The sequence below is a fragment of the Streptococcus porcinus genome (assembly GCF_900475415.1).
In the GTDB taxonomy this organism is placed as follows: domain Bacteria; phylum Bacillota; class Bacilli; order Lactobacillales; family Streptococcaceae; genus Streptococcus; species Streptococcus porcinus.
Genome location: NZ_LS483388.1, coordinates 1,184,773 through 1,209,997 on the forward strand (window position 1 = coordinate 1,184,773; position 25,225 = coordinate 1,209,997).

At 36.0% G+C, this 25,225-nt stretch carries 28 protein-coding genes and 1 other annotated feature; of the genes, 1 reads left to right on the plus strand and 27 read right to left on the minus strand.

Annotated elements, in window-relative coordinates; translation table 11 throughout:
• Positions 1-6 precede the first annotated feature (6 nt).
• From DQM45_RS05910 to DQM45_RS06015, 22 genes are all read right to left on the minus strand, one after another.
• Positions 7-1,068 (minus strand): PTS transporter subunit IIC, encoded by a 1,062-nt coding sequence (locus tag DQM45_RS05910; RefSeq protein ID WP_003084675.1) that lies wholly within the window; start codon positions 1,066-1,068, stop codon positions 7-9.
• Between the two features lie 144 nt (positions 1,069-1,212).
• Positions 1,213-2,202 carry an NAD(P)/FAD-dependent oxidoreductase gene (locus DQM45_RS05915; RefSeq protein ID WP_039984567.1) on the minus strand — a complete coding sequence of 330 codons (990 nt, stop codon included), beginning with the start codon at positions 2,200-2,202 and terminating at the stop codon, positions 1,213-1,215.
• A 6-nt stretch (positions 2,203-2,208) separates the two neighbouring features.
• The gene (gene trmD / locus DQM45_RS05920) at positions 2,209-2,937 is read right to left on the minus strand and encodes a tRNA (guanosine(37)-N1)-methyltransferase TrmD (protein WP_003086070.1); all 729 of its coding nucleotides are present in this window, start codon (positions 2,935-2,937) and stop codon (positions 2,209-2,211) included.
• Positions 2,927-3,445 carry a ribosome maturation factor RimM gene (rimM, locus tag DQM45_RS05925; protein WP_003082648.1) on the minus strand — a complete coding sequence of 173 codons (519 nt, stop codon included), beginning with the start codon at positions 3,443-3,445 and terminating at the stop codon, positions 2,927-2,929. The genes trmD and rimM overlap by 11 nt, the downstream gene beginning before the upstream one ends.
• A gap of 376 nt (positions 3,446-3,821) precedes the next feature.
• On the minus strand, positions 3,822-5,351 hold the full coding sequence (locus DQM45_RS05930) for an MSCRAMM family protein (protein ID WP_003084907.1): 1,530 nt from the start codon (positions 5,349-5,351) through the stop codon (positions 3,822-3,824).
• 154 nt (positions 5,352-5,505) lie between these two features.
• Positions 5,506-5,745: a KH domain-containing protein gene (locus tag DQM45_RS05935; protein WP_003082623.1), complete on the minus strand. Its 240-nt coding sequence runs from the start codon at positions 5,743-5,745 to the stop codon at positions 5,506-5,508.
• A 9-nt stretch (positions 5,746-5,754) separates the two neighbouring features.
• A complete protein-coding gene (gene rpsP, locus DQM45_RS05940) occupies positions 5,755-6,027 on the minus strand; it encodes a 30S ribosomal protein S16 (protein ID WP_003084113.1) in 273 nt (90 codons plus the stop codon).
• Positions 6,028-6,205: 178 nt separating this feature from the next.
• On the minus strand, positions 6,206-6,814 hold the full coding sequence (locus DQM45_RS05945; protein ID WP_003085733.1) for a TVP38/TMEM64 family protein: 609 nt from the start codon (positions 6,812-6,814) through the stop codon (positions 6,206-6,208).
• Positions 6,807-8,033 carry an ABC transporter permease gene (locus DQM45_RS05950; protein ID WP_003083483.1) on the minus strand — a complete coding sequence of 409 codons (1,227 nt, stop codon included), beginning with the start codon at positions 8,031-8,033 and terminating at the stop codon, positions 6,807-6,809. The genes DQM45_RS05945 and DQM45_RS05950 overlap by 8 nt, the downstream gene beginning before the upstream one ends.
• 11 nt (positions 8,034-8,044) lie before the next feature.
• Positions 8,045-8,755 carry an ABC transporter ATP-binding protein gene (locus DQM45_RS05955; protein WP_003085050.1) on the minus strand — a complete coding sequence of 237 codons (711 nt, stop codon included), beginning with the start codon at positions 8,753-8,755 and terminating at the stop codon, positions 8,045-8,047.
• Positions 8,755-10,011, minus strand: coding sequence for an efflux RND transporter periplasmic adaptor subunit (locus DQM45_RS05960; protein WP_003083147.1), 1,257 nt, complete (start codon positions 10,009-10,011; stop codon positions 8,755-8,757). The genes DQM45_RS05955 and DQM45_RS05960 overlap by 1 nt, the downstream gene beginning before the upstream one ends.
• 243 nt (positions 10,012-10,254) lie before the next feature.
• Positions 10,255-11,514 carry a uracil-xanthine permease family protein gene (locus tag DQM45_RS05965; protein ID WP_003084780.1) on the minus strand — a complete coding sequence of 420 codons (1,260 nt, stop codon included), beginning with the start codon at positions 11,512-11,514 and terminating at the stop codon, positions 10,255-10,257.
• Positions 11,515-11,529: 15 nt separating this feature from the next.
• Positions 11,530-12,051, minus strand: a complete 522-nt coding sequence (gene pyrR / locus DQM45_RS05970) for a bifunctional pyr operon transcriptional regulator/uracil phosphoribosyltransferase PyrR (RefSeq protein WP_003082600.1) — start codon at positions 12,049-12,051, stop codon at positions 11,530-11,532.
• 210 nt (positions 12,052-12,261) lie between these two features.
• Positions 12,262-13,161 carry an RluA family pseudouridine synthase gene (locus tag DQM45_RS05975; protein WP_003083497.1) on the minus strand — a complete coding sequence of 300 codons (900 nt, stop codon included), beginning with the start codon at positions 13,159-13,161 and terminating at the stop codon, positions 12,262-12,264.
• A 2-nt stretch (positions 13,162-13,163) separates the two neighbouring features.
• Complete coding sequence (gene lspA, locus DQM45_RS05980) at positions 13,164-13,610, minus strand: signal peptidase II (RefSeq protein ID WP_003083253.1); 447 nt, start codon at positions 13,608-13,610, stop codon at positions 13,164-13,166.
• A gap of 9 nt (positions 13,611-13,619) precedes the next feature.
• Positions 13,620-14,522 carry a LysR family transcriptional regulator gene (locus tag DQM45_RS05985; RefSeq protein WP_003084380.1) on the minus strand — a complete coding sequence of 301 codons (903 nt, stop codon included), beginning with the start codon at positions 14,520-14,522 and terminating at the stop codon, positions 13,620-13,622.
• A gap of 181 nt (positions 14,523-14,703) precedes the next feature.
• Positions 14,704-14,997 carry a 50S ribosomal protein L27 gene (gene rpmA, locus DQM45_RS05990; protein WP_003082817.1) on the minus strand — a complete coding sequence of 98 codons (294 nt, stop codon included), beginning with the start codon at positions 14,995-14,997 and terminating at the stop codon, positions 14,704-14,706.
• Between the two features lie 26 nt (positions 14,998-15,023).
• Complete coding sequence (locus tag DQM45_RS05995; protein ID WP_003084795.1) at positions 15,024-15,347, minus strand: ribosomal-processing cysteine protease Prp; 324 nt, start codon at positions 15,345-15,347, stop codon at positions 15,024-15,026.
• Positions 15,348-15,356: 9 nt separating this feature from the next.
• Positions 15,357-15,671: a 50S ribosomal protein L21 gene (gene rplU / locus DQM45_RS06000; protein ID WP_003083229.1), complete on the minus strand. Its 315-nt coding sequence runs from the start codon at positions 15,669-15,671 to the stop codon at positions 15,357-15,359.
• Between the two features lie 33 nt (positions 15,672-15,704).
• Positions 15,705-15,778: a sequence feature (ribosomal protein L21 leader region), on the minus strand.
• Between the two features lie 65 nt (positions 15,779-15,843).
• Entirely contained in the window at positions 15,844-17,013 is a 1,170-nt protein-coding gene (locus DQM45_RS06005) for a CapA family protein (protein WP_394342210.1), read from the minus strand.
• A 109-nt stretch (positions 17,014-17,122) separates the two neighbouring features.
• Positions 17,123-18,337 carry a tRNA uracil 4-sulfurtransferase ThiI gene (gene thiI / locus DQM45_RS06010; protein WP_003085976.1) on the minus strand — a complete coding sequence of 405 codons (1,215 nt, stop codon included), beginning with the start codon at positions 18,335-18,337 and terminating at the stop codon, positions 17,123-17,125.
• A gap of 1 nt (position 18,338) precedes the next feature.
• Positions 18,339-19,481: a cysteine desulfurase family protein gene (locus DQM45_RS06015; protein ID WP_003083901.1), complete on the minus strand. Its 1,143-nt coding sequence runs from the start codon at positions 19,479-19,481 to the stop codon at positions 18,339-18,341.
• A 236-nt stretch (positions 19,482-19,717) separates the two neighbouring features.
• Between DQM45_RS06015 and DQM45_RS06020 the strand changes: the two genes are divergently transcribed.
• A complete protein-coding gene (locus tag DQM45_RS06020; protein WP_003084609.1) occupies positions 19,718-20,140 on the plus strand; it encodes a DUF6556 family protein in 423 nt (140 codons plus the stop codon).
• Positions 20,141-20,167: 27 nt separating this feature from the next.
• On the opposite strand, the gene gorA is transcribed toward DQM45_RS06020, so the two are convergent.
• The 5 genes from gorA to DQM45_RS06045 form a co-directional block, all read right to left on the minus strand.
• Positions 20,168-21,517, minus strand: coding sequence for a glutathione-disulfide reductase (gene gorA / locus DQM45_RS06025; RefSeq protein ID WP_003082565.1), 1,350 nt, complete (start codon positions 21,515-21,517; stop codon positions 20,168-20,170).
• Between the two features lie 177 nt (positions 21,518-21,694).
• Entirely contained in the window at positions 21,695-22,033 is a 339-nt protein-coding gene (locus tag DQM45_RS06030; protein WP_003082550.1) for a YlbF/YmcA family competence regulator, read from the minus strand.
• A 61-nt stretch (positions 22,034-22,094) separates the two neighbouring features.
• Positions 22,095-23,261 carry a chorismate synthase gene (gene aroC, locus DQM45_RS06035; protein WP_003084448.1) on the minus strand — a complete coding sequence of 389 codons (1,167 nt, stop codon included), beginning with the start codon at positions 23,259-23,261 and terminating at the stop codon, positions 22,095-22,097.
• 97 nt (positions 23,262-23,358) lie between these two features.
• Positions 23,359-24,036: a type I 3-dehydroquinate dehydratase gene (aroD, locus tag DQM45_RS06040; RefSeq protein WP_003082750.1), complete on the minus strand. Its 678-nt coding sequence runs from the start codon at positions 24,034-24,036 to the stop codon at positions 23,359-23,361.
• Entirely contained in the window at positions 24,033-25,193 is a 1,161-nt protein-coding gene (locus DQM45_RS06045) for a class I SAM-dependent rRNA methyltransferase (RefSeq protein ID WP_003083878.1), read from the minus strand. The genes aroD and DQM45_RS06045 overlap by 4 nt, the downstream gene beginning before the upstream one ends.
• Positions 25,194-25,225: the final 32 nt, after the last annotated feature.

The window sequence follows — 25,225 nt, forward strand, 5'->3', positions numbered from 1 at the left end:
CTTTTTTTATCCTTCAAATACAAAGATATCTTCTTTGTAAAGTTTAAGAATGTCCTTACAGATTTTATGTGCTACAAATGCAACACCGAATGGAATAATAAGCCAAGCTAAAATAATGATAAGAATGCTACTTCCGCCAGCCAGTGAGGCAATTGGACCTACAGCACCTACAAGACCGAACCCTGAAGATGCAGGGGTTCCAACTAAGTTGAACAAGGGAACAGTTAGTGATGAAATCGCTGCTGTAATTACCATTGGAATAGCCATAATCGGATGTTTCAAAAAGTTAGGCATCATCATTTTCATTGCTCCTAAAGCAATAGCAATTGGTACACCTGATTTGTTAACTTTAAGCGTCGCCCAGACAAGAACTGCTGCAGTTGCTGCAATTCCCATTGATGCTGCTCCAGCTGCCATACCATTTAGTCCAACTGCTAAACCAATCGCAACTGTTGAAATTGGGCTAACAATCAATAATGCAAAAGCCATTGCAATTAAGATTGACATCAATATCGGTTGCAGTGTTGTAAATGAATTAATACCCTGTCCAATTAAAGTTGTCACATACGAAACATAAGGTAGTAACTTCCAGCCAAGGAAACCAACACCAGTTCCAATAGTAATTGGTAAAAGAATGATTGTTAACGAACCAAATTTGTTACCAAACCATTTAACAGCCAAAACAGCTAAACTAGCTGTAATCATCATATTAATAAGGTCACCAATACCTCTAAGTTGGAAAGAACCGACTGCTACCCCTTTTTGAACAACTTCAGCGTATGCCCAAGCACCTGAACCAATATAAGCCGCTCCCCCAACAGCTAACTGTTGCATTGGATTAAACTTAAACTGTTGACCAATTAGAAAACCAGCCATAATTGGTGTAAAGAATTGGAATACTTGCACAATGTGCAAAAATTCAGCGGCTGTCGCATTAGGCAATAATGGCTTTAAAAATGTTGCCAAAATGGCATTCGGAATAAGCGCCACTACGATAGCCGTGGCAGTACCAGCTAATACTTTATTCATAAAAGAACTAAATGTTTCTTTAGTTGTTGTCATTTTCATGACCTCTCTTCATTATTATAGTCTTATAGTGTGAAATTCATCACATTTACTAGTTAATTATATCACATAGACTGAGGTTTGTATCCTTAACAAAAAAAATAATACCTATGGTTTTTTTTATAGTTCCATAGATATTATTTATAGTTAGTTTATTAATGACGTTGAATGAACTACTCGATTGTCTCTATCTGGGTAAATATAATTAATAGCTTGATTAACTGCAATAGGTGCCTCACCAAACCCTGTAGCTATCAAATCAACCTTGCCTTCATACTGTGCTGCGTCACCCACTGCAAAAATACCTTCTTGACTCGTTTCAAAAAGATGGGAAACATTAATACTTGTCCTCTTAACATCTAAGTCCCAATTCTTGAGGTTCTTATTTGATGTTGAAAAACCATAACTGACAATTAGAGCATCCATATCAAGTGTCATTTGCTCTTTATCCTTAACCTTCTGGATAACTAATTGGTTAGCTCGCCCATTATTACCCAAGAGAGCGCTTGGAACATAAGGAGTTAGAATCTTGACTCCAGAAGCTCTTAAAAGCTCCACACTATGTTCATGTGCTCTAAATGCCTCCCGTCGATGAACTAATGTCACGCTTTTTGCTAAGCCATAAAGAGCTAATGCCCAATCGACTGCAGAATCACCACCGCCACAAATAACTATTTTTTTGCCAGTAAACTGATCTAGTTTATGGACATTATAATAAATATTATCATCAGCATATTCTTCCTCACCATCTAATCCTAGTTTTCTTGGTGAGAAAGCTCCGTTCCCACAAGCAATAATAATAGCTTTGGTACTATGCTCTGCTTTATTTGTTTTGATAATAAAGCCATGTTCTGTTTTCGTAAATAATTGAACTTCTTCTTTTAAACAAACACTTATGCGATCATCAAATCGACTAATTTGTTTGATTAAATTATCCGTAAGTTCGGCTCCAGTCAATGCTGGAATAGCTGGAATATCATAAATAACCTTTTCTGGATAGAGAATAGCTGGCTGACCCCCTAGCTCAGACAAACTTTCAATAATTTTAACTTTCATTCCCCGTAAACCAGCATAAAATGCCGTAAACAAACCTACTGGACCGCCACCAATAATGGTGATATCATATTGTGTTTCGATTACTCATCACTCCTTTTCTTTGATATCTTTTTTTACTTTCTGTAAAAGCTTTGCTTCTTCTTCAGTCATCTCATAATTTTCAAGCAAGTCTGGTCGTCTTAAATAGGTTTTGCGCAAGCTTTCCTCAAGCCGCCAAAGTCGAATTTTCTCGTGATGGCCACTCATTAAAACATCTGGAACTGTCATCCCTCGAAAGTCATAAGGCCTTGTGTACTGTGGGTATTCTAAGAGACCAGAGGAAAAGGAATCATCCTGATGGCTTGCTTCCTTACCGATAACATTTGGAATCAAACGAACAGTTGCATCAATTATAGTCATGGCCGCCAGCTCGCCCCCAGTCAAGACAAAATCTCCAAGAGAAATTTCATCTGTGACCAAGGCTTTAATCCGCTCGTCATAGCCTTCATAATGACCACAGATAAAAATTAATTCCTCTTCTTGGGATAATGCTTCTGCATAGGATTGACTAAATGGTTGACCTGCGGGGTCTAATAGGATAACTCTAGGATTTTTTCTATCAATCGTTTCGATAGCATCATAGATAGGCTGAGCACGTAGTAACATACCTTGTCCACCGCCATAAGGCTCATCGTCAACATGTCTAGCTTTTTCAGCATTTTCCCTGAAATTATGATAGTGAATCTCTACTAACTCTTTTTCACATGCTTTTCCGACAATAGACGAGGAAAGAGGAGTAAACATTTCTGGAAAAAGGGTTAGAATATCAATCTTCATCGTCTAGACCTTCCATAATAACAACATCTACCCGATGGTGTTCTAAATCCACATTTAGAATAACCGAAGGAATATAAGGTAATAAAAGGTCCTTTTTCCCTTTGCGCTTAACAACCCAGACATCGTTAGCACCAGGTTGTAAAATTTCTTTTACTTGCCCAATTAACTGATTCTCCTCATATACATCTAAGCCAATAATCTCATGATAGTAAAACTCATCGTCAGCTAAATCACTCAGATAGTTTTCAGACACTTTTAAGGTAAAGCCCTTATATTTTTCAATAGCATTAATGTGGTTATGATCTTTAAATTTGATAATATCAAAGTTCTTCTGCTTGCGGTGACTAGATATTTCAACATCCGCTACAAATTGATTCTTATCATTAAAAAGAGCTAGTACTGATCCTTTCTGAAAACGTTCATCAGCAAAATCACTGACAGATAAGACACGCATCTCTCCTTGTAAACCCTGAGTGTTCACAATTTTACCAACATTAAAAAATTCCATTATTACTCCTGTATGATATACTTGTTTGATTTCATCACATTACTAATACTTTTAAAATCAATCTCTATTTTAACACCTTAGAGCTAATTTTGCATCCCAAATGAGAGATTTATAGAGGAATTATAATATCAGAAAATAACGTCAACTATCCAACAAATGATAGCTGATAGTGATAAGTTTATATTCTCAAACTGAGTCCTCCAAAGTTTCCCTCATGATAGCTATCTTTTTTTCTAAATATTAAGTGCTCCTAATTCTCTATTTACTAATATCATATCGTGAGGATGATATCTGTTGACATAACGCTTACTAAAAAGCTCTCAGCTTTTAACTGAGAGCTTAGTGATAAAAACTAGTTGAATCTTTCTAATTACACTTATTTTAGGTTTTTTTGATAACGTTTGGCTAATAAAATAATTGCGGTAGCTCCTGCTATAACAAATCCAATTAGAGACACAATTGAAGAGGCCACTTCAGAAGTTTTAGGAAGCTGCGTTTTAGCTTGGTTTACAGGTTTAATTGCAGCCCCAACTGTACTTGCTTTGTTTCCTTTGGAGATAGTTGTTTCCTTTGTGCTGAAAGCAGCTTTTGACGATATGAGATTTGAAGTGCTATCTGACTGACCAACATGATCTTGCTGATCTAGTTTAGTAGAACTGGCTTTAGTAAGTGCATTTGATACTGGTTTGGGCTGAGAAGTTTTAATTTGGTCTTTTTTTAAATAAAGGCTAATGTTGTTACCTGGTGTTGCTTCCCCCATTTTGAAATTATTAATGCGAACGGTGTAAAAAGTTCCCTGCATCAATTTATCTGTAAAAACAACTTTTCCTTCTGAGTCAGAAGTCATATTAGCTATTAGTTGTCCTTGTTTATTATATAAAGCAACAGATTGGTTTGCTATCCCCTGACCTTCTTGATTACGAACGGTAAGGGTCAAAGGTATATTGGTGTAGGTAGGAGTTTGGTCCCCTTTTGCATTAACATAAAAAGCGGCAGCCATGCCTGATCCCGCTTGACTGGTACGGACAGTATAACCCTGATTTTGTCCATCAATATAGACGCTATAATTACGTGAAACTGGTAAATCACTAAAAACAGCTTGTCCGTCTTTAGTAGTTACTTTACTTGCAACTTTAACTGCTTGGCCATCGGTAATATCATAAAGCTCAACAGTTTTGCCAGAAACCAACTTACCTTCTTGCCCTAAAATTGTTGCAGTAAAAGTAAAACTATTTTGACTCTTACTATCGTCCAAATAGATTGTCCTAGAGCTACCTGGTATCGTTTCTCCATATTTTGTACCAGCTAAATAATAACTATAATAGGTACCTTCCATCAGTTTCTGTGTAAAATGTACTAAACCATTAGCATCACTTGTGAGACTTTCAATCAGGTTACCACTTTTGTCTTTAAGATCAACCCCTTTACCAACTAATGGCAGTCCATCTTGATTACGAACATAAATGTCTAATGGTGTTGTCCCATAGGTAGGAGTTACAGTACCTACTCCATCAGCAGTAAAACTTGCAGCTAAATTTGAACCACTTTCACTCGTACGAAGAGTGTAACCTTGTGCTTTGCCATCAACAAAAACACTAATACTTCTGCCAATTGGTAGTTGAGTAAATCTAGCTTGCCCATTATTATCTGTCAGCAGTTCTTGCAAGACCTTTGAAGAAGCATCCGTAATATCAAATAATTGAACTTTCTTTCCAGCTAAAACCTTACCATTAGTATCTAGGACTGTGGCTGTAAAAGTAAATCCAGAAACTTGATTACTATTTATATTAGCTGGATTTAGAGCATCAGCTTGCACGGCACTAATGAGCTTAGGATGAGCTAAAGTTAGCGTCGCTACAGTAACTAAACTCAAAATACTAGAGTGAATAAATTGGGATTTTTTCATATATTCTCCTTTATTTTTTTAATTATCCAGTTAATCATTTAACCAAATATACTTAACCAGTTAACTATATAGTGTTATTCTAGCACTTCTAAGCTTCTCGGTCAATAACAAAAAAAGCCTTCAGACTAGAATAATCTGAGGACTTTGGGATGTTTTACTTCTCATCAATGACAAGTCTAACTTTTTTTCCTTGAGTTGGAACCGAATAAACAATCGATCTTATCGCTGTAATGGTACGACCTTTTTTTCCGATAACACGACCGATATCTTGGGCATCCAAGTCAAGATGGTACTCTAGGAAATCTGGAGTATCTTCAATTTTAATAGTAAGATTGTCTGGTTGTGAAATCAAAGGTTTCACAATGGCGATAATAAGATTTTCAATGGTATCCATAAGCTTTTATTATTTTGAGAATTTTTGTTCGTGGAATTTAGCCATAACACCCTCTTTTGAAAGAATGTTACGAACTGTATCTGACGGTTGTGCTCCTTTTGCTAACCAATCAAGAATACGATCTTCTTTTAAAGTTACTTGATTTTCAGCAATTAGTGGGTTGTATGTTCCAACTGTTTCGATGAAACGACCGTCACGAGGTGAACGTGAATCTGCAATGTTGATACGGTAGAAAGGTTTTTTCTTAGAACCCATACGAGTCAAACGGATTTTTACTGCCATTTTATAATATCTCTTTTCTTTTAATGTTATTGTTTTGAGGAGAAATCGTTATTGCTATTTCTCACTTTTTTAGTGTACTACTTTTTCAAAAACCTGTCAAGTTTTTTTCTTGACAAAACTTTTTTGATATTTCTTAAACTATAAAAAACAACGCAAACAATCAGATATTATGAAGCTATCAAAATAAATGACCTAATAATTGCCCGCCATATATCCAGAAATAACTATAAATTAATATAGAGATAGGACGACAAATGATAATAATCATTAAGAAACGGCGGAAGCTGATTTGACTAAGTCCTGTAATCATAATCATAATATCAGCTGGGGCCATAGGTGAAGCCATATTCATGATGAATAAACGTTCATAAGTCTTAGTAGCTAGTCGATTTTCATATTCCTTTATTTTCTTGTCATCTATAAATAAAGCAATAAAAGGTTTACCATATATTCTGACAAGTAAGAATAAAAAGACTGAACCTAAAACAATTCCTATAACATTTAAGAAAAAACCTAATAACGGTCCAAAAGTTAAAAATCCTACAACAGTTGTTACTCCTCCAGGTACAATGGGAACAATAACTTGAAAAATTTGAAGGCAAAAGAAGATGACTGAGCCCCAGAAGAGATGTGCCTTAATCATCTGGGATAATACTTTAGGATTATGGAAAATATCCAAGTCCTTAACAAGGTAAAAAATAAAGAAAAGGGATAAAATAATAGACAATACGCCAATTACTCTAAACACATTTTTTAATCTATCATGTCTTTGTCCATATCTACTCATATCTTAAAGCCTCTATCGGATCAAGTTTACTTGCCTTATTTGCTGGTAGAAGGCCAAAAATAATGCCTATTGTGGCAGAGAATAAAATCGCAATAATAGCCACATTAATCGAAACAGTTGCGTCTTTTAGTTTCATCAAGTTGCCTAGGCCGCCTACAACACTTAGTGCTAGAAGTAAGCCAATCATTCCGCCTAAGATAGTTAACACTATAGATTCAATCAAAAATTGTGTTAAAATTTTTCCTCGTGTCGCACCAAGTGCCTTTCTCAAACCAATCTCCCGCGTCCTCTCTGTAACAGAAACCAGCATGATATTCATGACCCCAATACCACCTACCAGTAAAGATATACCAGCAATCGATCCAATAACTGTCGTCATAATAGCAAACTGATTATTGATGTTATCAATAAGGGCACTATTGTCAGGGATAGTATACCTTCCTCCTTTAACATGAGAAAGGTCAGTTAACATTTTAGCAGCTTCTTTGCCAAGTTCTGTACTTCTTTTGACATCAGTAACATGGACATAAATTTGACCAACTTCATTAATATTAAATTCAGAGGCAACTTGAGTATTTGACATCACTGATTCGCCTATTTCCATACCACCTATCGAAATGGCTGGTATATCAGATTTATAGACCCCAACAACTAAATAATCTTTGTCATTAACCGTGACGACTTTATTTAAAGCTTCATTATAATTATTTAAGCCGAATAATTTATTGGATAGGTTAGTATCAATAACAATTATTCTTGAAAAATTATTATAGTCTTTATCAGTTAATTGTCTTCCAGCAACAATATCATATTTTTTAATTTTGAAATAATCTTTGCTTACTCCTATTATACTGGCATCTTTCATCTTATTCTTGCCAAATGAAATAGTTGCATTTGTATTATTTATAACATAATAAGAATCAATACCGTCACTATTCTTTACGATTTGCTCTAGCCATTCTCTCTTGACCTTATTAGTATCTTCTTGAATAGATAAACTAGCATAGGGATTATTATTTTTTTCATCATCGGACTTAAAATACAAACGAACTTCTTTTTGATTGCTTGCAAAAGAATCTGTGACACTATTTTTCATTGCATCGCCTAGTCCCATAATAATAACAACTGCTGAGACTCCAATGATAATTCCTAGCATTGTTAATAAGGATCTCATTTTATGCCCCCAAATAGAACTGAGAGCAAATTTCCAATTTTCCATTTAATGTCTCCCTAGTCTATACGCACACGATCCGTAGTATCAGCAGTAATTTCACCATCACGAATAACAATTTTTCTTGTCGCAAAATCTGCTATGTCAGGTTCATGCGTTACCATAATAATCGTTTTTCCTTCACGATTAAGTTCAGTCAAAAGCTCCATAATCTGTTGACCAGTTTTAGTATCTAGAGCTCCTGTTGGCTCATCTGCTAGGATAATCGACGGATTATTAACCAAGGCACGCGCAATAGCTACCCGTTGTTTTTGCCCTCCTGACAACTCTGATGGCAAGTGCTTCATTCTTGTATGAAGCTCAACTTTTTCTAAAAACTGCCGTGCCAATTCTTTTCTTTTAGTAACACCTACTCCTGAATAAATGAGTGGTAGCTCAACATTTTGCAAAGCATTTAACCTAGAAAGAAGGAAAAATTGTTGAAAGACAAATCCAATTTCTTTATTTCTGACAGCTGCTAATTTTCGGTCACTAAGCCGGTCAACTTCCTTACCATTTAACCAATAATCCCCTTTCGTCGGCCTATCTAATAAACCAATAATATTCATCAAGGTAGATTTACCTGATCCAGATGGACCCATTATAGCCACAAACTCACCTTCTTGAACTTCTAAATTAATTTCTTTTAAAACCTGAAGTTCCTGATAACCATTCTGGTAGCTTTTAGAAATATTTGTTAACTTTATCAGTTTATTTTTAGTTTCTACCACTATTGACTCACCTCGGATTCTTTGGAGTTTGCTCCCTTGCTATTAACTTTAAATTTAACATTTTCAAGTTTTTCTCCATTTTTGATATGACCATTCGGATTAGAAATAACCAGTTGATCAACCTTTAATCCAGTTAAAATTTCCTGATTCTTAGCATCCGCATTGCCTAGGGTAACTTCTGTCTTAGTTACTTTGGAGCTAGACTTGTCATAAGTCCAAACATATTGTTTGCCCTCTTGCTTAAAAATCGCTCTAATAGGGACCAAAATGTGTTTAACTTCATTAACAACTTCAACTGAAACAGAAAAACCTTGTTTTAATTGTTCTAAAGGGCTCGTAATTTCTACTTTATACTCATAACTTGCTGCAGATGAGGTTGTTGCACCTTGAGATAATTCGTTAGAAGCACTATTTTTATCATTTGGATAGTTTGAAATATAGGAGATTTTACCATCCCAGGTTTTATCATTGTAGACTTTTGACTTAATTTTAACTTTTTGTTCAGGTTTTATAGTTGCTAAATCATATTCCGTTAAATTGCCTTTAACCTGTAACTGTCCTTCTGAAACAACATGAACTAAAGTTTGACTATTTTTAGCAGATGGATCAACGTCATTATTAACTTCAACGACTGTTCCGTCATGACTGCTTGTAACGACTGTTTGATTTAATGCTTGTTGAGCCTTTGTCACTTCTGCCTGCGCATCTGCATAAGCATCATTTAAATCTTGTAATTGCTGATTATAACTAGCATTTGTCTCTTGATTAGAGTTTTGACCACTATTGTCTACAGCCCCACTGGTTCCCTGACTAGAATTTTCTGGTAACTGAGGAGAAGCTGTCGGTCGACCATAAGTTTGTAAATAGTTAATTTGGCGTCCGATTTTATTTAGATTTCGGTTTGCAGAATCATAAGCTGCTTGCGCACTGGTTGTGTTATATTGTACTAATTGTTGTCCTTTGCTAACCTTATCTCCAACTTTTACAGTTACTTGTGCATCGCTACCTCTTGATTGGTCAAAATAAATATATTCTTCTGATAAAGCTTTTACTGTTCCTGAAAGTAAGGTTGTAGAAGAAATTGTTCCTTCTTTCACATTTATAGCAGAATAAGCCATTTTACTTTTTTTACTGGCTAGTTGGTTTTTCCCTTGTATATATAAAAAACCACCAATCAAGACAAGTATTGCAACTATTACTCCTGCAATTATTTTTTTAGTGTTTTTAGTCATTTGACTATTTTTCCTTTTCACCATCCTAATCTCCCTTTTATTGTATTAATCATATAAGACAAGTATAAAAGCTTTCCTTCTACTTGTCAAGTAAAGTTCATATTATCTAAAATTTTCATTCCTTTGAATATAGTCTAATATAACAACAAAAAAGAGATTTCTCCTTACTATTTTTGTAAGAAAAAACTAACCATAGAAATGGTTAGTTTATCGCTAGTTATTAGTTTTTAAAATAGTAGTTACTTGAACGACAAGACAAGTCTATTTTTATTTTTCAGGTAAAACTTGATATAAGATAATCCCTAGCAGTGTAGAAAAAGCAACCCCAGAAATTTGAAGGCCATTCACTTGTAACATCAAGCCACCAATACCAGATACTAAAATAACACTTGTAATTAAAAGATTTTTCTTGTTATCCAGATCTACCTTTGATTCGATTAAAATCTTCAGACCACTTGAGGCAATGACGCCAAAGAGAGCAATTGAAATACCTCCAATAACAGGATCCGGAATTGATTGAATCAATGCCGAAACTTTTCCTATAAAACTCAGTAAAGCAGCAATTACAGCAGCTCCTGCAATGACATAAACTGAATAAATTTTATTTAAGGCCATGACCCCGATATTTTCACCATATGATGTTACAGGGGGAGCCCCTAGAAATCCAGCAATAACTTGGGCAAGCCCGTCACCAGTCAAGGTTTTGTCTAAACCTGGATCTTTGAAATAATCACGATTGGTTAAACTATTTAAGACCATAACATGTCCAAAATGTTCTGTCATTGTGACAAAAGCAATAGGTGCCATTGTTAGAATAGCACTTGGGTAAAATTTAAAACCATAGGCTAAGAATGGTATTGAGAGGCTAGGAAGGCTAAACCATTTAGCTTGGGCAACCTGTGTGAAGTTGATAATTTCTTGTCCCGTCACAAGACCAATAAGTAAAGCAAAGATATATCCTACTAATAAACCAAGTAAAATAGGAATGATAGCGATGATGCCTTTACCGTAAATATTGAAGAAAACAACTGCTAAGAGAGTAATCATACCAATAACCAGATAAAGCAGGTCATATTTGCCATCTTTTAACATAACGCTGTTTACAGCTGTTGATGCTAAACTTAATCCAATCACCATCACAATTGGTCCCACAATTACTGGTGGTAAAATCTTATCAATCCATTCATTTCCAATAGCTTTTACTATCAAAGCCACAACGAGGTATACTAGGCCGCCTGTTATTGCTCCTTGAGCAACAGCCCCGATACCATCTGTCTTCATCAACATTTGCATAGCTGCAATATAGGCAAAACTAGATCCCATATAGGCTGGAATTTTAAATTTAGTCACACTTAAGTGAGCTAAGGTTCCGAGTCCGCTTGATAAAAGAGCGACAGACGGATCAATACCAACTAATATAGGAACAAGAACCGTTGCACCAAACATAGCAAACAAATGCTGAAACGAGAGACCAAAAAGGAGACCAGCTTTTGGCACTTCCTCTACATCATACAAAACATCCTTCATTTTTCACCTCTTTTCCTACGATGGGTCAATAATACTAACACGGTCTTGTCCATCGACTTCAACTACTTCAACAACAATTTCTTCCACACTACTGGTTGGAATATTTTTGCCAACATAGTCCGCTCGTATCGGTAACTCTCGATGTCCACGATCAACTAGGACAGCTAAACTGACCCGCGCTGGCCTTCCTAAACTGACCAAATTATCAATGGCTGCTCGAATTGTTCTTCCTGTATAGAGAACATCGTCAACCAAGATCACATTTTTACCACTAATATCAACTGGCATGACAGTTGTGTCTTCTTCTACTTTTACATCATCACGAAAAGGTTTGATATCTAGTTCACCAATCAGTAAGCTAATGCCTTCAAGTTGCTGAAGTCTTTCTTGAATACGCCTTGCCAAGTGGACACCGCGTGTCTTAATACCTGCTAACACAATATTATCTAACTGTTTATTACGTTCTATAATCTCATACGTAATCCGAGTCATGGCACGTCTCATCGTTAACTCATCGACAATCTCTTTTGATTTCATTTTTTCCTCCTAAATAGTGCAACAAAAAAATCTCCTTAAACAAGGAGATCCTACAAAATAATGACATGCAAAAGCATGCGTTTCTGTCTTGAACGGTCTCCTTGACAGCCTCACGGGACTGTTTTAAAGGAATATCGAATTTTTAATAGTATAACAAAATTATAACTGAAAAACAAGTTAATTTTTACCTTTTTTATTAATAGTAACTGTTTATGTTTGAGACTGTTTCCTTAAATGTGCTAAAGTTTTTAAGAAAATAGCAGGTGGCTCTGCGGTAAAGGTCATTAATTCACCGGAAGTCGGGTGAGTCAGACCAAGTGTTTGCGCGTGTAAAAATTGACCTGCTCCTTTTAAGGTTTTACGTGGTCCATATAAAGGATCGCCTGCTACCGGATGACCAATATAAGCCATATGAACCCTGATTTGGTGAGTCCGACCAGTTTCGAGGCTCAATTCAAGAAGAGTATAATCGCCAAATCTTTCTAAAACCGTAAAACGGGTGACAGCATCCTTACCTTTCACAGTAACAGATTGCTTCTTACGATCTTTCTCGCTTCTGCCAATCGGAGCTTCAATCATCCCCCGATCATTTGGCAAATTTCCATGCACAATGGCTAAGTATTTACGCAAGGATTTTTTTGCCTTTAATTCCTCAGCTAAGACTTGATGGGCTTTATCATTTTTAGCAACCATCAATAAACCAGAAGTATCTTTATCAATACGGTGAACAATACCCGGCCTCACCACGCCATTTATGGAAGATAAATCTTTAATATGGTACATAAGCGCATTGACTAAAGTGCCAGAGGAATGACCTGCTGATGGATGAACGACCATCCCCTGGGCTTTATTAACAATAGCCAAATCGCTATCCTCATAAATAATATCAATAGGCAAGTTCTCAGCTTTATAGTCTAAAATTTCCTCTTCTGGGAGTTGATAAGTAATCTCATCACCGCTTTTAACACTATATTTAGCTTTAACGACTTGACCATTGACCAAAACTAAACCTTTTTTAATCTGTTCATTAGCCTGACTACGTGACAAATCGGTAACATTTGCTAGTGCCTTGTCCAGTCGAAGGCCGGTCTCTTTTATTATAACTTTCATTTTCAGTCTTCCTTCCACAAGATAAACACTAACAATAGAACACCAATAGATAAATAAGAATCTGCAAGATTAAAAATAGCAAAATTCATAAAATCTAAGTGAATCATATCCACCACATAGCCTAAACGTATACGATCACTAAAATTACCAATGCCACCAGAAATAATCAAAAGAAGAGCTAATTCTTTCAGGATAGGCATTTTTTCAGCTCTTAAATAGTAAATAATGGCAAAGCCAATAACAGTAATTGTCATAAACGCAAAGAACCATTGCTGATTTTGCAAGATTGAAAAGGCTGCGCCCCTATTCTGCAAATAAGTCAAACTAAGAACTCCAGGAATAAATGGTCTGACATCACCTAAATTGATATGACTGACAATCCACCACTTGCTGACTTGATCTAAAATAATAAGGCTGGAACTGACCAGTAGTAATTTGATAAATTTCATGTTTTCTTTCTAATGATAACTGTTTAAATAATCTTTTAATAAGGCAATAAAAGCTAGAGCAGCCGGTGATAGATTACGATCCTTACGTTTAACATAGACCATTTTATTGTCCAGATGGTTAATTACCGGAATAACTTTTATGCCATTAACAGATGCTTGATCAATATACCCAGAGCCCGTTGCAAAAGCATTGGTTCTCTCTAGAATGCCATTTAATGTAGCTCGATCTGTAACATTGTATATAGTTCCCGTCTCATTTATATTAACAAAATTTTCAGAGTAATAGAGATACTCATCTTTTTCCTGTGTAAATTTGACAATAGGATAGCCTTCTAGTTCTTCAATCATGATACTTTCTTTATGAGCTAGAGGATGGTGTTGACCTAAATAAACGTGTGTTTGAAAACTATCTAATTCAATAAATTCTAAGCCTAGTTTTTCCATTCTCTGAAAAAGACCTTTACGATTTTGTAAGTTCAGGTAGATAATTCCAATTTCGCTATTTGCCTGTGCCACTTCATCCAAAATTTGAATTGTTGTCGTTTCAAATAGGCGTAATCGCTTGTGTCCTTTGTTTTTATCTGTAAATTCTGTAATAATTGGTGCTAAAAAATCATAATGCTGACTAGCAAGAGAGAATTCATTTTGATCATATTCAGCTTCAGAAAATTGTTTTTCAAAGGAATCAAAACACTTCACTACTTCTAATGCTTTTTCATAGAAAACAAGGCCCTGACTAGTTAAGACAGTACCGGTTGTAGTTCTATTGAAGATTTTAAAGCCCAGTTCTTCTTCCAAATCCTTTATAGAAACTGATAGGCTTGGTTGGCTAACATATAGTTTACTTGCTGCTTCACGAAAAGTTCCGTTATTAGCAATAGCAACTACGTATCGTAATTGTTGAATGTTCATTAGTTCAATCCTTTTTTCCTGTATCTGCTATTATACCACAAAGCACGCTATAAAGGCATCTATTAGTAAACTAATCCCCTTAAGGATTGTTCTTCACGATAAACAAAGTAACCAGCTCCTTCAACCTTAGCAAATTAAAAAACTTTCTATGAATATAGAAAGTTTTTTTAAAAAATCATAATTATTTAGCAACTGGGTATACAGATACTTGACGTTTATCACGGCCTTTACGCTCAAAACGTACAACCCCTTCAACTTTAGCAAAAAGGGTATCGTCTCCACCGCGACCTACGTTAACACCTGGGTAGATGTGAGTACCACGTTGACGGAAAAGAATTGAACCACCTGATACAGTTTGTCCGTCAGCTGCTTTAGCTCCTAGACGTTTAGCTTGTGAGTCACGTCCGTTTGATGTAGAACCTCCACCTTTTTTGTGGGCGAAAAGTTGCAAGTTAGCAAGATTCATTTTTAACATAATGTTGTTTCCTCTCTTAAAATTCATTAGACGACTTCCGTTTGGACGAATTCAGAAGAATTCTCAGACAGATTAGTCATTCCTAGAAGAAATGATTCAAATAGTAATTGAACATTCTCTTGATTGTCATGGGGAAATGAAATTTTCATATACCCACCTTCAACCGAATCGACATCAATGTCGGCAACAACAGTAGTAAACACTTCTAAGGAATTAATAAAATTAATAGCTAGTGTACTAACTGATGCGCAAACAATATCAAAGCCATATTCACCACTACCAGCATGGCCAGTCAGCGTCACACTGTTCAATGAACCATCTTGATGGCGAGTAAAAATTGCTTTAATCATATGATGAGATTATGCGTTGATAGCGTTGATGACAACTTTAGTGTAAGGTTGACGATGACCTTGTTTACGGTGACTACCTTTTTTAGGTTTGTACTTGAAAGTAACTACTTTCTTTTGCTTACCTTGTTTTTCAACAGTACCAACTACAGTAGCTCCTTTAACAACTGGAGTACCAACTACAGTTTTGTCACCACCTACAAGAACAACTTCGTTAAAAGTTACTTCTGCGCCAGCTTCTGCGTCAATTTTTTCAACGTAGATTGCTTGACCTACTTCAACTTTAACTTGTTTTCCACCAGTTTTGATGATTGCGTATGTGCTCATGATGCACCTCCTATTATTATTTTTATGAGGTTTCCCTCTGTGAAGACTCGCCTAGAACCGTGGGACAAATCCACTTTTGAACGATTTTCGTGCGGTTGCACAGGATGTGCATTTAGTCAACATTACTATTATAACACTCTATCTATTTTTTTCAAGTCATTACACTAACTTTTTACCAATTGAGTTGAACATGTTCGTTCATTTCTTTATAAGCAACATCCACCTTATCTTGTGTCTCTTTATCAATCTTTTTACGATACTTGCCTCCCTTAATAAAATCTTCTAAAACAAGGGTTCTGTAATTATAAAGAGCAAAGCCACTTTTTCCGGTCATCCCTTTAGGCTTAGCAATTACCATTGTGGGATGAGCTTTGACGGTTTTTATGCGTGTTATCTTTCCTTTTTTCTCAAAAGTGAGATCCATCAATAGTCCCCGCTCCGTCCAAATATCATCAACTGTTTCTAAGCGTTGATTAGATATGAAATTACCCATCGAATAAATGATAAATTTCTTTTCATTTCCAATTTTGACGGTTTCAGAAGGCTCAACAACATGAGGATGCCCACCTAATACAACATCTGCTCCCCAATCTACCATTGATCGATAAAGTTCTTTTTGTTCATTAGTTGGTTCTAGAGCGTATTCAGTACCCATTTGAGGCATAACTATTGTAATATCAGCTTTCTTTTCTGCTATCTCAATCTCTGATTTCATTTTTTGTCTATTTAAATCAGACATATGCCTTTCATATTCTGTAGCAGAAAGATTTATCTCCATACCATTGTAACCATAGGAGTAACCCAAAATAGCAATTTTTATGCCATTTACACTTTTGATCAGAAAAGGTTCTGTTTGTCGATTTTTACGATAAATCCCGACACTGTCAATTCCAAGTTTTGCAAATGTTTTCTGAGTATTCAAGGCTCCTTCTAGACCAGAATCCAAAATATGATTGTGGGCTAAGTCAACAACATCATAACCAGTGACTTTTAAAGCCTTTGCAATTTCCTTAGGAGCATTAAAAAGGGGGTAGCCTGCTAAGGGATAATTAGGGCTAATCGTTCCTTCATAATCACCAATAGCTAAATCTGCTTTGCTAATCCTATCTTTAACATATTCAAAATAAGGAGTAAAATCGTAATGCCCATCACTAATTTCAGCACTTTCATAAAGGACATCATGTAATAAAATATCACCATTAGCAACAACTCTAGCTGTTTTAGTTATGACTTGTTTTTCCTTAGATTTTGACAGATTATCATGACGATGAAAGCCCATAAAATCATAAATCAAAGAAAAAATAAGTATGGCTATTATTAAGGTAATAACTGACATAATCATTTTTTGATACTTGGATTTCTTAGCCACAAAAATTCCTCCTTTATTTAATCATTATATCATTTTAAAAAATGCTTTAAAGCATAAAAAAAGATTTCTTTTAGAAACCTTTTTATAAAATATCATCAATTAAATCCTCGATACCATCACTAATACTTTCTGGGCCAATTTCTGAAATAGTGATACCTGCGACTGCTCTCGCAACAAGGTTGTCAATATCAAAACGTTCTTCATATTGCTCAACATTCTTAAGCTTCGGATTCGTCTTAGGACGATCTGGAGCAAAAATGGTGCAACAATCCTCAAAGGGTTGGATAGAAATATTAAAAGTATCAATTTTTTCAGCTAATTCAATAATCTCTAGCTTGTCCATAGTCACTACCGGTCTAATAATAGGCGTAGTTGTAACGGCATTGATAGCTTGCATACTTTCCAATGTTTGACTAGCAACTTGTCCTAAGCTTTCACCATTTATAATAACTAATCCATTACGTGCTTGTCGAATCGCATCAGTAATACGCATCATGAAACGACGGGTCAAAGTCATTAAATAGGCTTCAGGAGCTTTTGCTTTAATTTCCTCTTGAATTTCAGTAAACGGTACTTCAATAAATTGAATATTGCCTCCAAAACGCGTTAAACATCTTGTTAGATCTTGAGCCTTTTTCAAAGCCCCTGGACTGGTATATGGTGGACTGGCAAAATGAACTGCTTCAATATCGACACCACGTTTTAAGGCTAAATAACCTGCAACTGGCGAATCAATCCCTCCAGATAACATTAGCATCCCTTTACCAGAAGTCCCTACAGGTAATCCTCCTGCCCCTTTGATATCTTCATAGGACAGATAAGCGGCTTCGTCACGAATCTCAACTTTTAAATTAAGGTCTGGTTTTTTCATTTGTGCTTTGATATCAGGTAAAACATCAAAGACAGCATTTCCTAGAGTCAAATTTAATTCTCTAGTATCAAGTTCAAATTGATGATCACTACGCTTGCTTGAAATTTTAAATGTCATGCCTTCTCTATACAGTGAAGTCATAATATCTTGTACTGTCTTTTTGAGCACAGTAACATTTTTTTCAACTTTATAAACCGGTGATAAAGATTGAATACCAAAGACTAGTTTTAAGGACTCAATAACAGGTTCGTACTCTGTTCCGTTTAGATAGACATGTGTTCGATCACGATCTGATCTGACTGTTACTTTAGGGTAAGCAGCTAAAACATCCTGAATATTGCGCTTCAATTTATTAATAAAGCGCATCCGATTTTTTCCTTTAGTTGAAAGTTCACCATGGCGAACCATAATTTCTGAATACTGCATCTTATCTTACTTTCTGTGTTTTTTGATAAATCTGGTTAAAAATAGTTAAAAATTGTTCAATTTCTTCCATATTATTGTCATCATCTAAACTAATACGGACAGCTGTTTGAGCATCTTTAGTTGGTACCCCCATAGCTATCAAAGTTCCAGCTGGTTTACCTGCTTTAGAGGAACAAGCACTGGTTGTTGAAATAAAAATATCATGACTTTCAAAAGCATGAACTAACACTTCTCCCCGAACACCTTTAACTCCAAAAGTTAAAATATTAGGCGCAAAAGAGTCCTGTCCAGAAAAAACTGTTACATCTGGATAGCTAGCTAAAGCCTGATATAAAAGATCCTTCATCTTACTCATTCGAGCTAAGGACACTACTTCTTTTTCTTTAGTCAATCTCAGGGCTTTGGCCATACTTGCAATTGCTGCTACGTTTTCTGTTGTTGAGCGTTGATTAGACTCTTGACCTCCACCATGTAAAAGGGGCGCTAACCGTTTTCCCATTTTTTTATAGAGGATACCTATACCTCTAACTGCATGAAATTTGTGTCCCGAAAATGAGGCTAAATCAACTCGGCTAGTTATAAAGCTCTCAAGTGGTATCTTCCCAATGGCCTGTACAGCATCAACATGAAAGGTGATACCTGGCTTATCTGCTAATAAATCCGAAATAGCAGTAATCGGCTGGATTGAACCAATTTCATTATTGACAGCCATTACTGATACTAAAATCGTATCTTTACGAATTAGTTTTTCCAATTGATCAAGGTCAACAAAACCTTGGTGAGTTACTGGAGCATAAGTAACCTCAAAACCTTGACTCGCCAGCCATTTGGCACTCTCTTTAACTGCTGGATGTTCAATATCAGACACAATAATATGTTTGCCATAACCCTGCTTTTCAAAAGCAGTTCCCTTTATAGCCCAATTATCACTTTCTGTTCCACCAGATGTGAAAAATATTTCTTGTTCCTGACAGTTGAGAAGTTGAGCAATTTGTTTGCGAGAAGCTTCCATAATACGGCTAGCATTAGAGCCTAAACTATGGAGACTAGAAGGGTTACCATAAATTTTACTAGCCACTTCCTGAAAGGTACGAAGTGCTTCTGGATAAGGAATTGTTGTTGCGGAGTTATCAAAATATATCATTTTTCACCTACGTTTTTACTCAATACTCTATTTTAACATAATTTAGGCTAAATGAAAAAACTTGCTTCCTTAACAAATTAACTAAAATCTAGTAGCTTATCTGTTTATAGTAAAAGGTAAATAATTGACTTCTAATTTTATCAAGCATATACTATTAAGTGAAACTTTTAAAGTTTTTTACAAATGCATCGAAAAAAAGATTCTTGGTTCCAAGTAATAATTGATAAGGAGATAAAATGAATTCCCGCTATTCACGAAAAAACAAGCCCCAATCAAAAAAAACTGTTGCTGTTCCAACAAAGCATATCAAGACAGGTTTTACAGCTCTTCAAAAAACAATTGCCTTAGTTGGTAGTATTTTAAGTATTATCGTTGCAACCATCACCATCACTAAGGTTCTTCATCCCAATCCAGAAACCAAAAAAGATAATGCTAATAATTCGACATCAACTATTGTTAAAATTATTGAAAAAGATAGCTCATCAAGTGGAATTAATACTGACCTTAGCCACTCTAGTAGCTCTGCTATTCCAGAAAGCAGTACAAATACTCAAACTAGTAGCTCATCGGAAAATCCTGCCGCTAAAACAGACACAAGTACCAGCACAGCTTCAACAACTGACACTGGAGCTTCCACTAACGCGAGTACTACACCTTAAAAGGCCGAGAATAACTCTCAGCCTTTTTTAGCGCATAGTTACAAATTCCTCAGCACCTGTGGGATGAATAGCAACTGTATTGTCGAAATCACTTTTTGTTGCTCCCATCTTGATGGCAACAGCAAAGCCTTGAATCATTTCATCAACCCCATAACCAATTCCATGCAATCCAACAATCTTCTCATCTTTACCATAAGTAACCAACTTCATTTTACAATCTTGACGATGACTTGTCACAGCCGTGTACATGGAAGTGAAAGTTGATTGATACGTTTTAACGTGATCAGCCCCATATTTTGTAATGGCCGCTTCTTCACTGAGACCTACTGAACCGATTGCAGGATGACTAAATATGACTGTCGCCACATTTTCATAATCCAACTTTTCTTTGGTTTTACGATTAAATAGACGCTCAGACAGGCGTCTACCTGCAGCAATAGCCACTGGAGTTAAAGCTAGCTTCCCATTAATATCTCCAACAGCATAGACTCCATCTACAGAGGTATTTTCAAAAGCATCGGTTTCAATATAACCAGCCTTAGTGTATTTAAGGTCAAGATGCTCGAGTCCAAATCCCTTGGTATTAGGTTTCCGACCAATCGCCCAAATTAATTGATCCACTTCAAGCTCTTTACCATCTTTTAGAGTAATGGTTAAAGACTGATCAGTATTTTTTGATACCGACTGAACATGGGTTTCCGTCATTAAATTGATACCTGTCTTTTCCATTTCCTCAACTAAACTGTCAATGATATCTTTATCAAAGTTTCGCAGTGGACGATCATGCCGAACTAATAAATGTGTTGTAGACCCTAAAGCATTTAAAACGCCTGCAATTTCAACAGCAATATAGCCTGCTCCAACAATGGCTGTCCGCTCTGGTACCCGATTTAGCTCAAAAAAACCGTCTGAAGTGATACCATAATCAGCTCCAGGAATATCTGGGATGATCGGGCTCCCACCAGTTGCAATTAAAATATGAGGAGCATAATAAGTTTCACCATCTACTTCAAGGTGATGGGCATCTATAAAGCGAGCAAAGCCAGTTAGATGTGTCACACCACTCTGTTGGAAACCTCTCTCATAAGACTCATGAATTCTATCAATATAAGCTTGACGATTTTTTTTTAAAATCTCAAAATCAAATGCTTCTCCTTGAATTGCAAAACCATAATCCTTCGCATAAGTATGTATCGTTTCTGCAACTTGCGCACCATACCACATCACTTTTTTCGGAACACATCCTAAATTAACACATGTCCCACCAATCTCATTTGCTTCAATTAATAAAACACTAGCGCCATGTATAGCCGCACGATTAGCAGAGGCAATACCTCCACTGCCTCCACCGATAACTATGTAATCAAATGATTTCATTCTATATGACCTCTTCATTTTTTCTTAAATGTAACATAATTAACCATACCTCTCAAGAATTTGCTACATAAAAACCATCTTCATTGAAAATGGTTTTTATTATTTATAACTTGTCCCAGCTTATCTTAAAAGCGCCTCCTCATATCATAGGTAATGTTTAGGGATATAAAAGATTGCTTAGATAAGGTCCTTAAGCGGTGTGAATACGATACGTTCAATATCACTAATGTAGACTGATAATGATTGCTGAGCATCGAAATAAGCTTTTAAAAAAGAATTAGACTCAATCTTTTTGCTAAGTTCTTCAATAGAAGATTGTTCTTCAGCAGTTGGCATTTGTCCGGCTTGCATCATTCCTTGTAGTTTCTCTTGCATTGCAACAAATTGGTCAAATAATTGACTAGCTTCTGTATCTTCTTTAATAGAAGATTTAGCAGCCTCTACATTTTTGTATTCTGGAAGATTACGTAAAGCACGCTCCAGTTTATTAGCATAATCATAAATTTCTTGTGACATCTATTAATCTCCTTTAACCTTAAATTACTACTATCATACCATAAAAAAACAACTATTTCTGTTAATAATTTTTGCAATACTCAAGATAGTCAGCAAAGGCTGATCTGAGATCGTCAATATGGTCAGCAGGAAACTTTTCTAGAATCTCTTGTGCAAGCACAGTTGCAACAACATTTTCCATAACGACTCCAGCAGCCGGTAAGGCCGTAGGATCAGATCGTTCCACACTGGCTTTAAAAGGCTGATGGGTATCAATGTCAACCGACATCAATGGCTTATAGAGAGTAGGAATAGGTTTCATAACAGCCTTGATAATCAATGGTTGCCCATTAGTGACACCACCTTCAAAGCCACCTAAATGATTTGTCAGTCTCCGGTACCCCTTTTCTTGTGACCAAACAATTTCATCCATGACCTCTGAACCTCTATGATTTGCCATGTCAAACCCCATACCAAACTCAACCCCTTTAAAGGCATTTATCGAAAGGATTGCTTGAGCCAGTTTGCCATCTAATTTTCGATCCCAATGCACATAAGATCCTAATCCTACTGGGACTCCAATCACTATAGTTTCTATTATTCCACCAATAGTATTGCCTTCTTGTTTAATTTTATCAATCAACTCTTTAATCAAAGCTTCCTGATTAGGATTAGCAATCGAAAGCTCTGACAGTCTAGCATTATCTGTGAGCTCTTGGATCGATATCTCATCTGGGATAACTACTTCTTGCCCACCAAAATTGAGAACATGATTCATTGTCGTGATTCCCAATTCTTTTAAAAGCTGTTTTGAAAGAGCACCCACCGCTACACGAATAGCAGTCTCACGAGCAGACGACCGTTCCAATGAATTTCGTAAGTCGTTGAACTTATATTTAATTCCCCCCACCAAATCAGCGTGACCCGGTCGTGGTCTCTTTACTTGTCGCTTTTTTTGTGTGGTCTGATCTACTGGTTGGATAGACATAATGTCCAGCCATTTTTGATGATCTTTATTGGGAATAATCATAGTGATAGGTGCACCTGTTGTTTTTCCATGTCGCACTCCAGAAGTAATAGCGACTCTATCTGACTCAATGAGCATCCTGGCTCCACGACCATACCCACCCTGCCTTCTCCTAAGTTCATCATTGATCTCATCAAGGTTAATCGTTAGACCAGCTGGAAAACCTTCAACAATTGCTGTTAAACTATTACCATGCGATTCACCTGCCGTTAAATACCTCATTTTTATCCCCCGTGTCATCTTACTCAATAAATACTATATAGAAAAACATTATCCTAATTACTATTAGAATAATGTTATGCTTATATATCAAACATCACTAGTCAGCTTCCATTACTGATATTAGTTTTTTCATATCAGCCAATGTCACTTGACCTGGAGCGCTGGCATCATCAACTGCTACAAATGTCCAAGCAGAGCCAATGATGTCGCCTGCAATCCGAGAAATTCTTCCCAGTTTGCCCATTGACATAGTTGCATAGGATTGCTCAGGATTCAGCGCTTTAAACCCTCGAGTATAATTCATTACATTCAAAACATCTTGCTCACTTTTTGGCATGACAGCAATTTTAACAACACGAGGAGCTAGTTTAGTCATTTCCGAGAATGATTCCATAAGATTCTCAGGTGTCTCCTCAAAGTTATGATAAGACAAAACAAGATTTGGAAAATCCATCATTTCATTAAAAACGGATTTGTGAGTGAAATACTCAAAGTCAACAAAATCAGGATTATAAATAGCATTGATTTCCTTAATCAAATCAATATATTCTTGGTCTGTCAAATCAATCATACCACCCTCAGGTTTTGTTCTCAAAGTAAAGATAATTTCTCTACCTGCAAACTTTTCAAAGATGGCTGGAGCAACCGTGATTACTTTTTCCTTCGGAAGAAAGTCTGCACGCCACTCAATGATATCAACACCCTCATATTTAGTCACATCAATAGACTGTGCTTCTTCAAAACTTGTCGGCATTATCGGAGCTACTATTTTCATTTTTTTACCTTTATTGTAAATACTTTTAAATAATTACTTCTTTCATCTGCGTTGTTTATTGTAAAATCTTCGGGTAACTGTTGAAGAGTCATATCTGCGATACGGTATCCTTCAAAGCCTTTTTCAATCTCATTTTTAAACTGTAAGACCGTCATATTTGCTGCATTAGTAGACGCAATAATAATCCCTTCTGGATTCAAAATAGCTAGTGCTTCAGAAATAAGACGATGATAATCTTTTTGAACCGAGAAAGTTTGTTTTTTATTTCGAGCAAAACTTGGTGGATCAATAACAATTAAATCAAAAGTCAAAGCTTTTCGTTTAGCATATTTAAAATAATCAAATACGTCCATAACATGGAAAAGATGATTATCTGTAGAAATGCCGTTTGCTTCAAAGTGAGCGGTTGATAGATCACGTGACCTTTTAGCTAAATCTACTGACCTCGTTTCTTTAGCTCCGCCTACGGCAGCTGCCACTGAAAATGCTGCTGTATAAGAGAACATGTTTAGAAGTGACTTATCTTTTGCAAGTCCTTCTGCTAGATTTTTTCGGACATCATGCTGATCAAGAAAAATACCCGTCATTAAACCATCGTTTAAAAACACCTGGTAGTTAACACCATTTTCTTTGACAATAAAAGTCTCAGGAGCTTCTAGACCATAAAGATGTACGGATTCTTCAGTTTCACTTTTGAAACGAATTTTACCATATGCTCCCTTAATTTCAGGAAAGACCTTCTGGAAAGCCTCAATAATAATTTCTTTAATTGAAAAAACAAAAGTATTATACCACGAAAAGACAGCAAAGTCATCATAGAAATCAATGGTTAAGCCACCAAAATCATCACCTTCTTGATTGAACATACGATAAGCATTGGTAGTCTCATCATCAAAGAAAGAACTTCTCTTCGATTTTGCCTGCAAAAATAGCCGACAAAAATAATCAGTTGTTAAATTAGCATGCTGACCTAAAAACCAGCCAATCCCTCTATGTTGTTTGGAAAGGTACGCTACTCCAAGTATTCGATTTGTTTTGGAGACAAGAGTTACCATCTGATCGGTAATATTAAGATTTTTAAAATCTCTTTCTTCTAATAATTGAACTCCCGCAGTTAGCTTCTTTTCAACAAAAGAATTGATATAGAGTTTATTCATAGTCATTATTATAACAAAAACTCCCCAAAAAT

Bases quoted from the DNA above. Each gene is read 5' to 3' on its own strand.
- DQM45_RS05910 (WP_003084675.1), bottom strand. From the start codon at position 1,068: ATGAAAATGACAACAACTAAAGAAACATTTAGTTCTTTTATGAATAAA.
- trmD (WP_003086070.1), bottom strand. From the start codon at position 2,937: ATGAAGATTGATATTCTAACCCTTTTTCCAGAAATGTTTACTCCTCTT.
- rimM (WP_003082648.1), bottom strand. From the start codon at position 3,445: ATGGAATTTTTTAATGTTGGTAAAATTGTGAACACTCAGGGTTTACAA.
- DQM45_RS05930 (WP_003084907.1), bottom strand. From the start codon at position 5,351: ATGAAAAAATCCCAATTTATTCACTCTAGTATTTTGAGTTTAGTTACT.
- DQM45_RS05935 (WP_003082623.1), bottom strand. From the start codon at position 5,745: ATGGATACCATTGAAAATCTTATTATCGCCATTGTGAAACCTTTGATT.
- rpsP (WP_003084113.1), bottom strand. From the start codon at position 6,027: ATGGCAGTAAAAATCCGTTTGACTCGTATGGGTTCTAAGAAAAAACCT.
- DQM45_RS05945 (WP_003085733.1), bottom strand. From the start codon at position 6,814: ATGAGTAGATATGGACAAAGACATGATAGATTAAAAAATGTGTTTAGA.
- DQM45_RS05950 (WP_003083483.1), bottom strand. From the start codon at position 8,033: ATGGAAAATTGGAAATTTGCTCTCAGTTCTATTTGGGGGCATAAAATG.
- DQM45_RS05960 (WP_003083147.1), bottom strand. From the start codon at position 10,011: ATGGTGAAAAGGAAAAATAGTCAAATGACTAAAAACACTAAAAAAATA.
- DQM45_RS05965 (WP_003084780.1), bottom strand. From the start codon at position 11,514: ATGAAGGATGTTTTGTATGATGTAGAGGAAGTGCCAAAAGCTGGTCTC.
- pyrR (WP_003082600.1), bottom strand. From the start codon at position 12,051: ATGAAATCAAAAGAGATTGTCGATGAGTTAACGATGAGACGTGCCATG.
- DQM45_RS05975 (WP_003083497.1), bottom strand. From the start codon at position 13,161: ATGAAAGTTATAATAAAAGAGACCGGCCTTCGACTGGACAAGGCACTA.
- lspA (WP_003083253.1), bottom strand. From the start codon at position 13,610: ATGAAATTTATCAAATTACTACTGGTCAGTTCCAGCCTTATTATTTTA.
- DQM45_RS05985 (WP_003084380.1), bottom strand. From the start codon at position 14,522: ATGAACATTCAACAATTACGATACGTAGTTGCTATTGCTAATAACGGA.
- rpmA (WP_003082817.1), bottom strand. From the start codon at position 14,997: ATGTTAAAAATGAATCTTGCTAACTTGCAACTTTTCGCCCACAAAAAA.
- DQM45_RS05995 (WP_003084795.1), bottom strand. From the start codon at position 15,347: ATGATTAAAGCAATTTTTACTCGCCATCAAGATGGTTCATTGAACAGT.
- rplU (WP_003083229.1), bottom strand. From the start codon at position 15,671: ATGAGCACATACGCAATCATCAAAACTGGTGGAAAACAAGTTAAAGTT.
- DQM45_RS06005 (WP_394342210.1), bottom strand. From the start codon at position 17,013: ATGATTATGTCAGTTATTACCTTAATAATAGCCATACTTATTTTTTCT.
- thiI (WP_003085976.1), bottom strand. From the start codon at position 18,337: ATGCAGTATTCAGAAATTATGGTTCGCCATGGTGAACTTTCAACTAAA.
- DQM45_RS06015 (WP_003083901.1), bottom strand. From the start codon at position 19,481: ATGATATATTTTGATAACTCCGCAACAACAATTCCTTATCCAGAAGCA.
- DQM45_RS06020 (WP_003084609.1), top strand. From the start codon at position 19,718: ATGAATTCCCGCTATTCACGAAAAAACAAGCCCCAATCAAAAAAAACT.
- gorA (WP_003082565.1), bottom strand. From the start codon at position 21,517: ATGAAATCATTTGATTACATAGTTATCGGTGGAGGCAGTGGAGGTATT.
- DQM45_RS06030 (WP_003082550.1), bottom strand. From the start codon at position 22,033: ATGTCACAAGAAATTTATGATTATGCTAATAAACTGGAGCGTGCTTTA.
- aroC (WP_003084448.1), bottom strand. From the start codon at position 23,261: ATGAGGTATTTAACGGCAGGTGAATCGCATGGTAATAGTTTAACAGCA.
- aroD (WP_003082750.1), bottom strand. From the start codon at position 24,036: ATGAAAATAGTAGCTCCGATAATGCCGACAAGTTTTGAAGAAGCACAG.
- DQM45_RS06045 (WP_003083878.1), bottom strand. From the start codon at position 25,193: ATGAATAAACTCTATATCAATTCTTTTGTTGAAAAGAAGCTAACTGCG.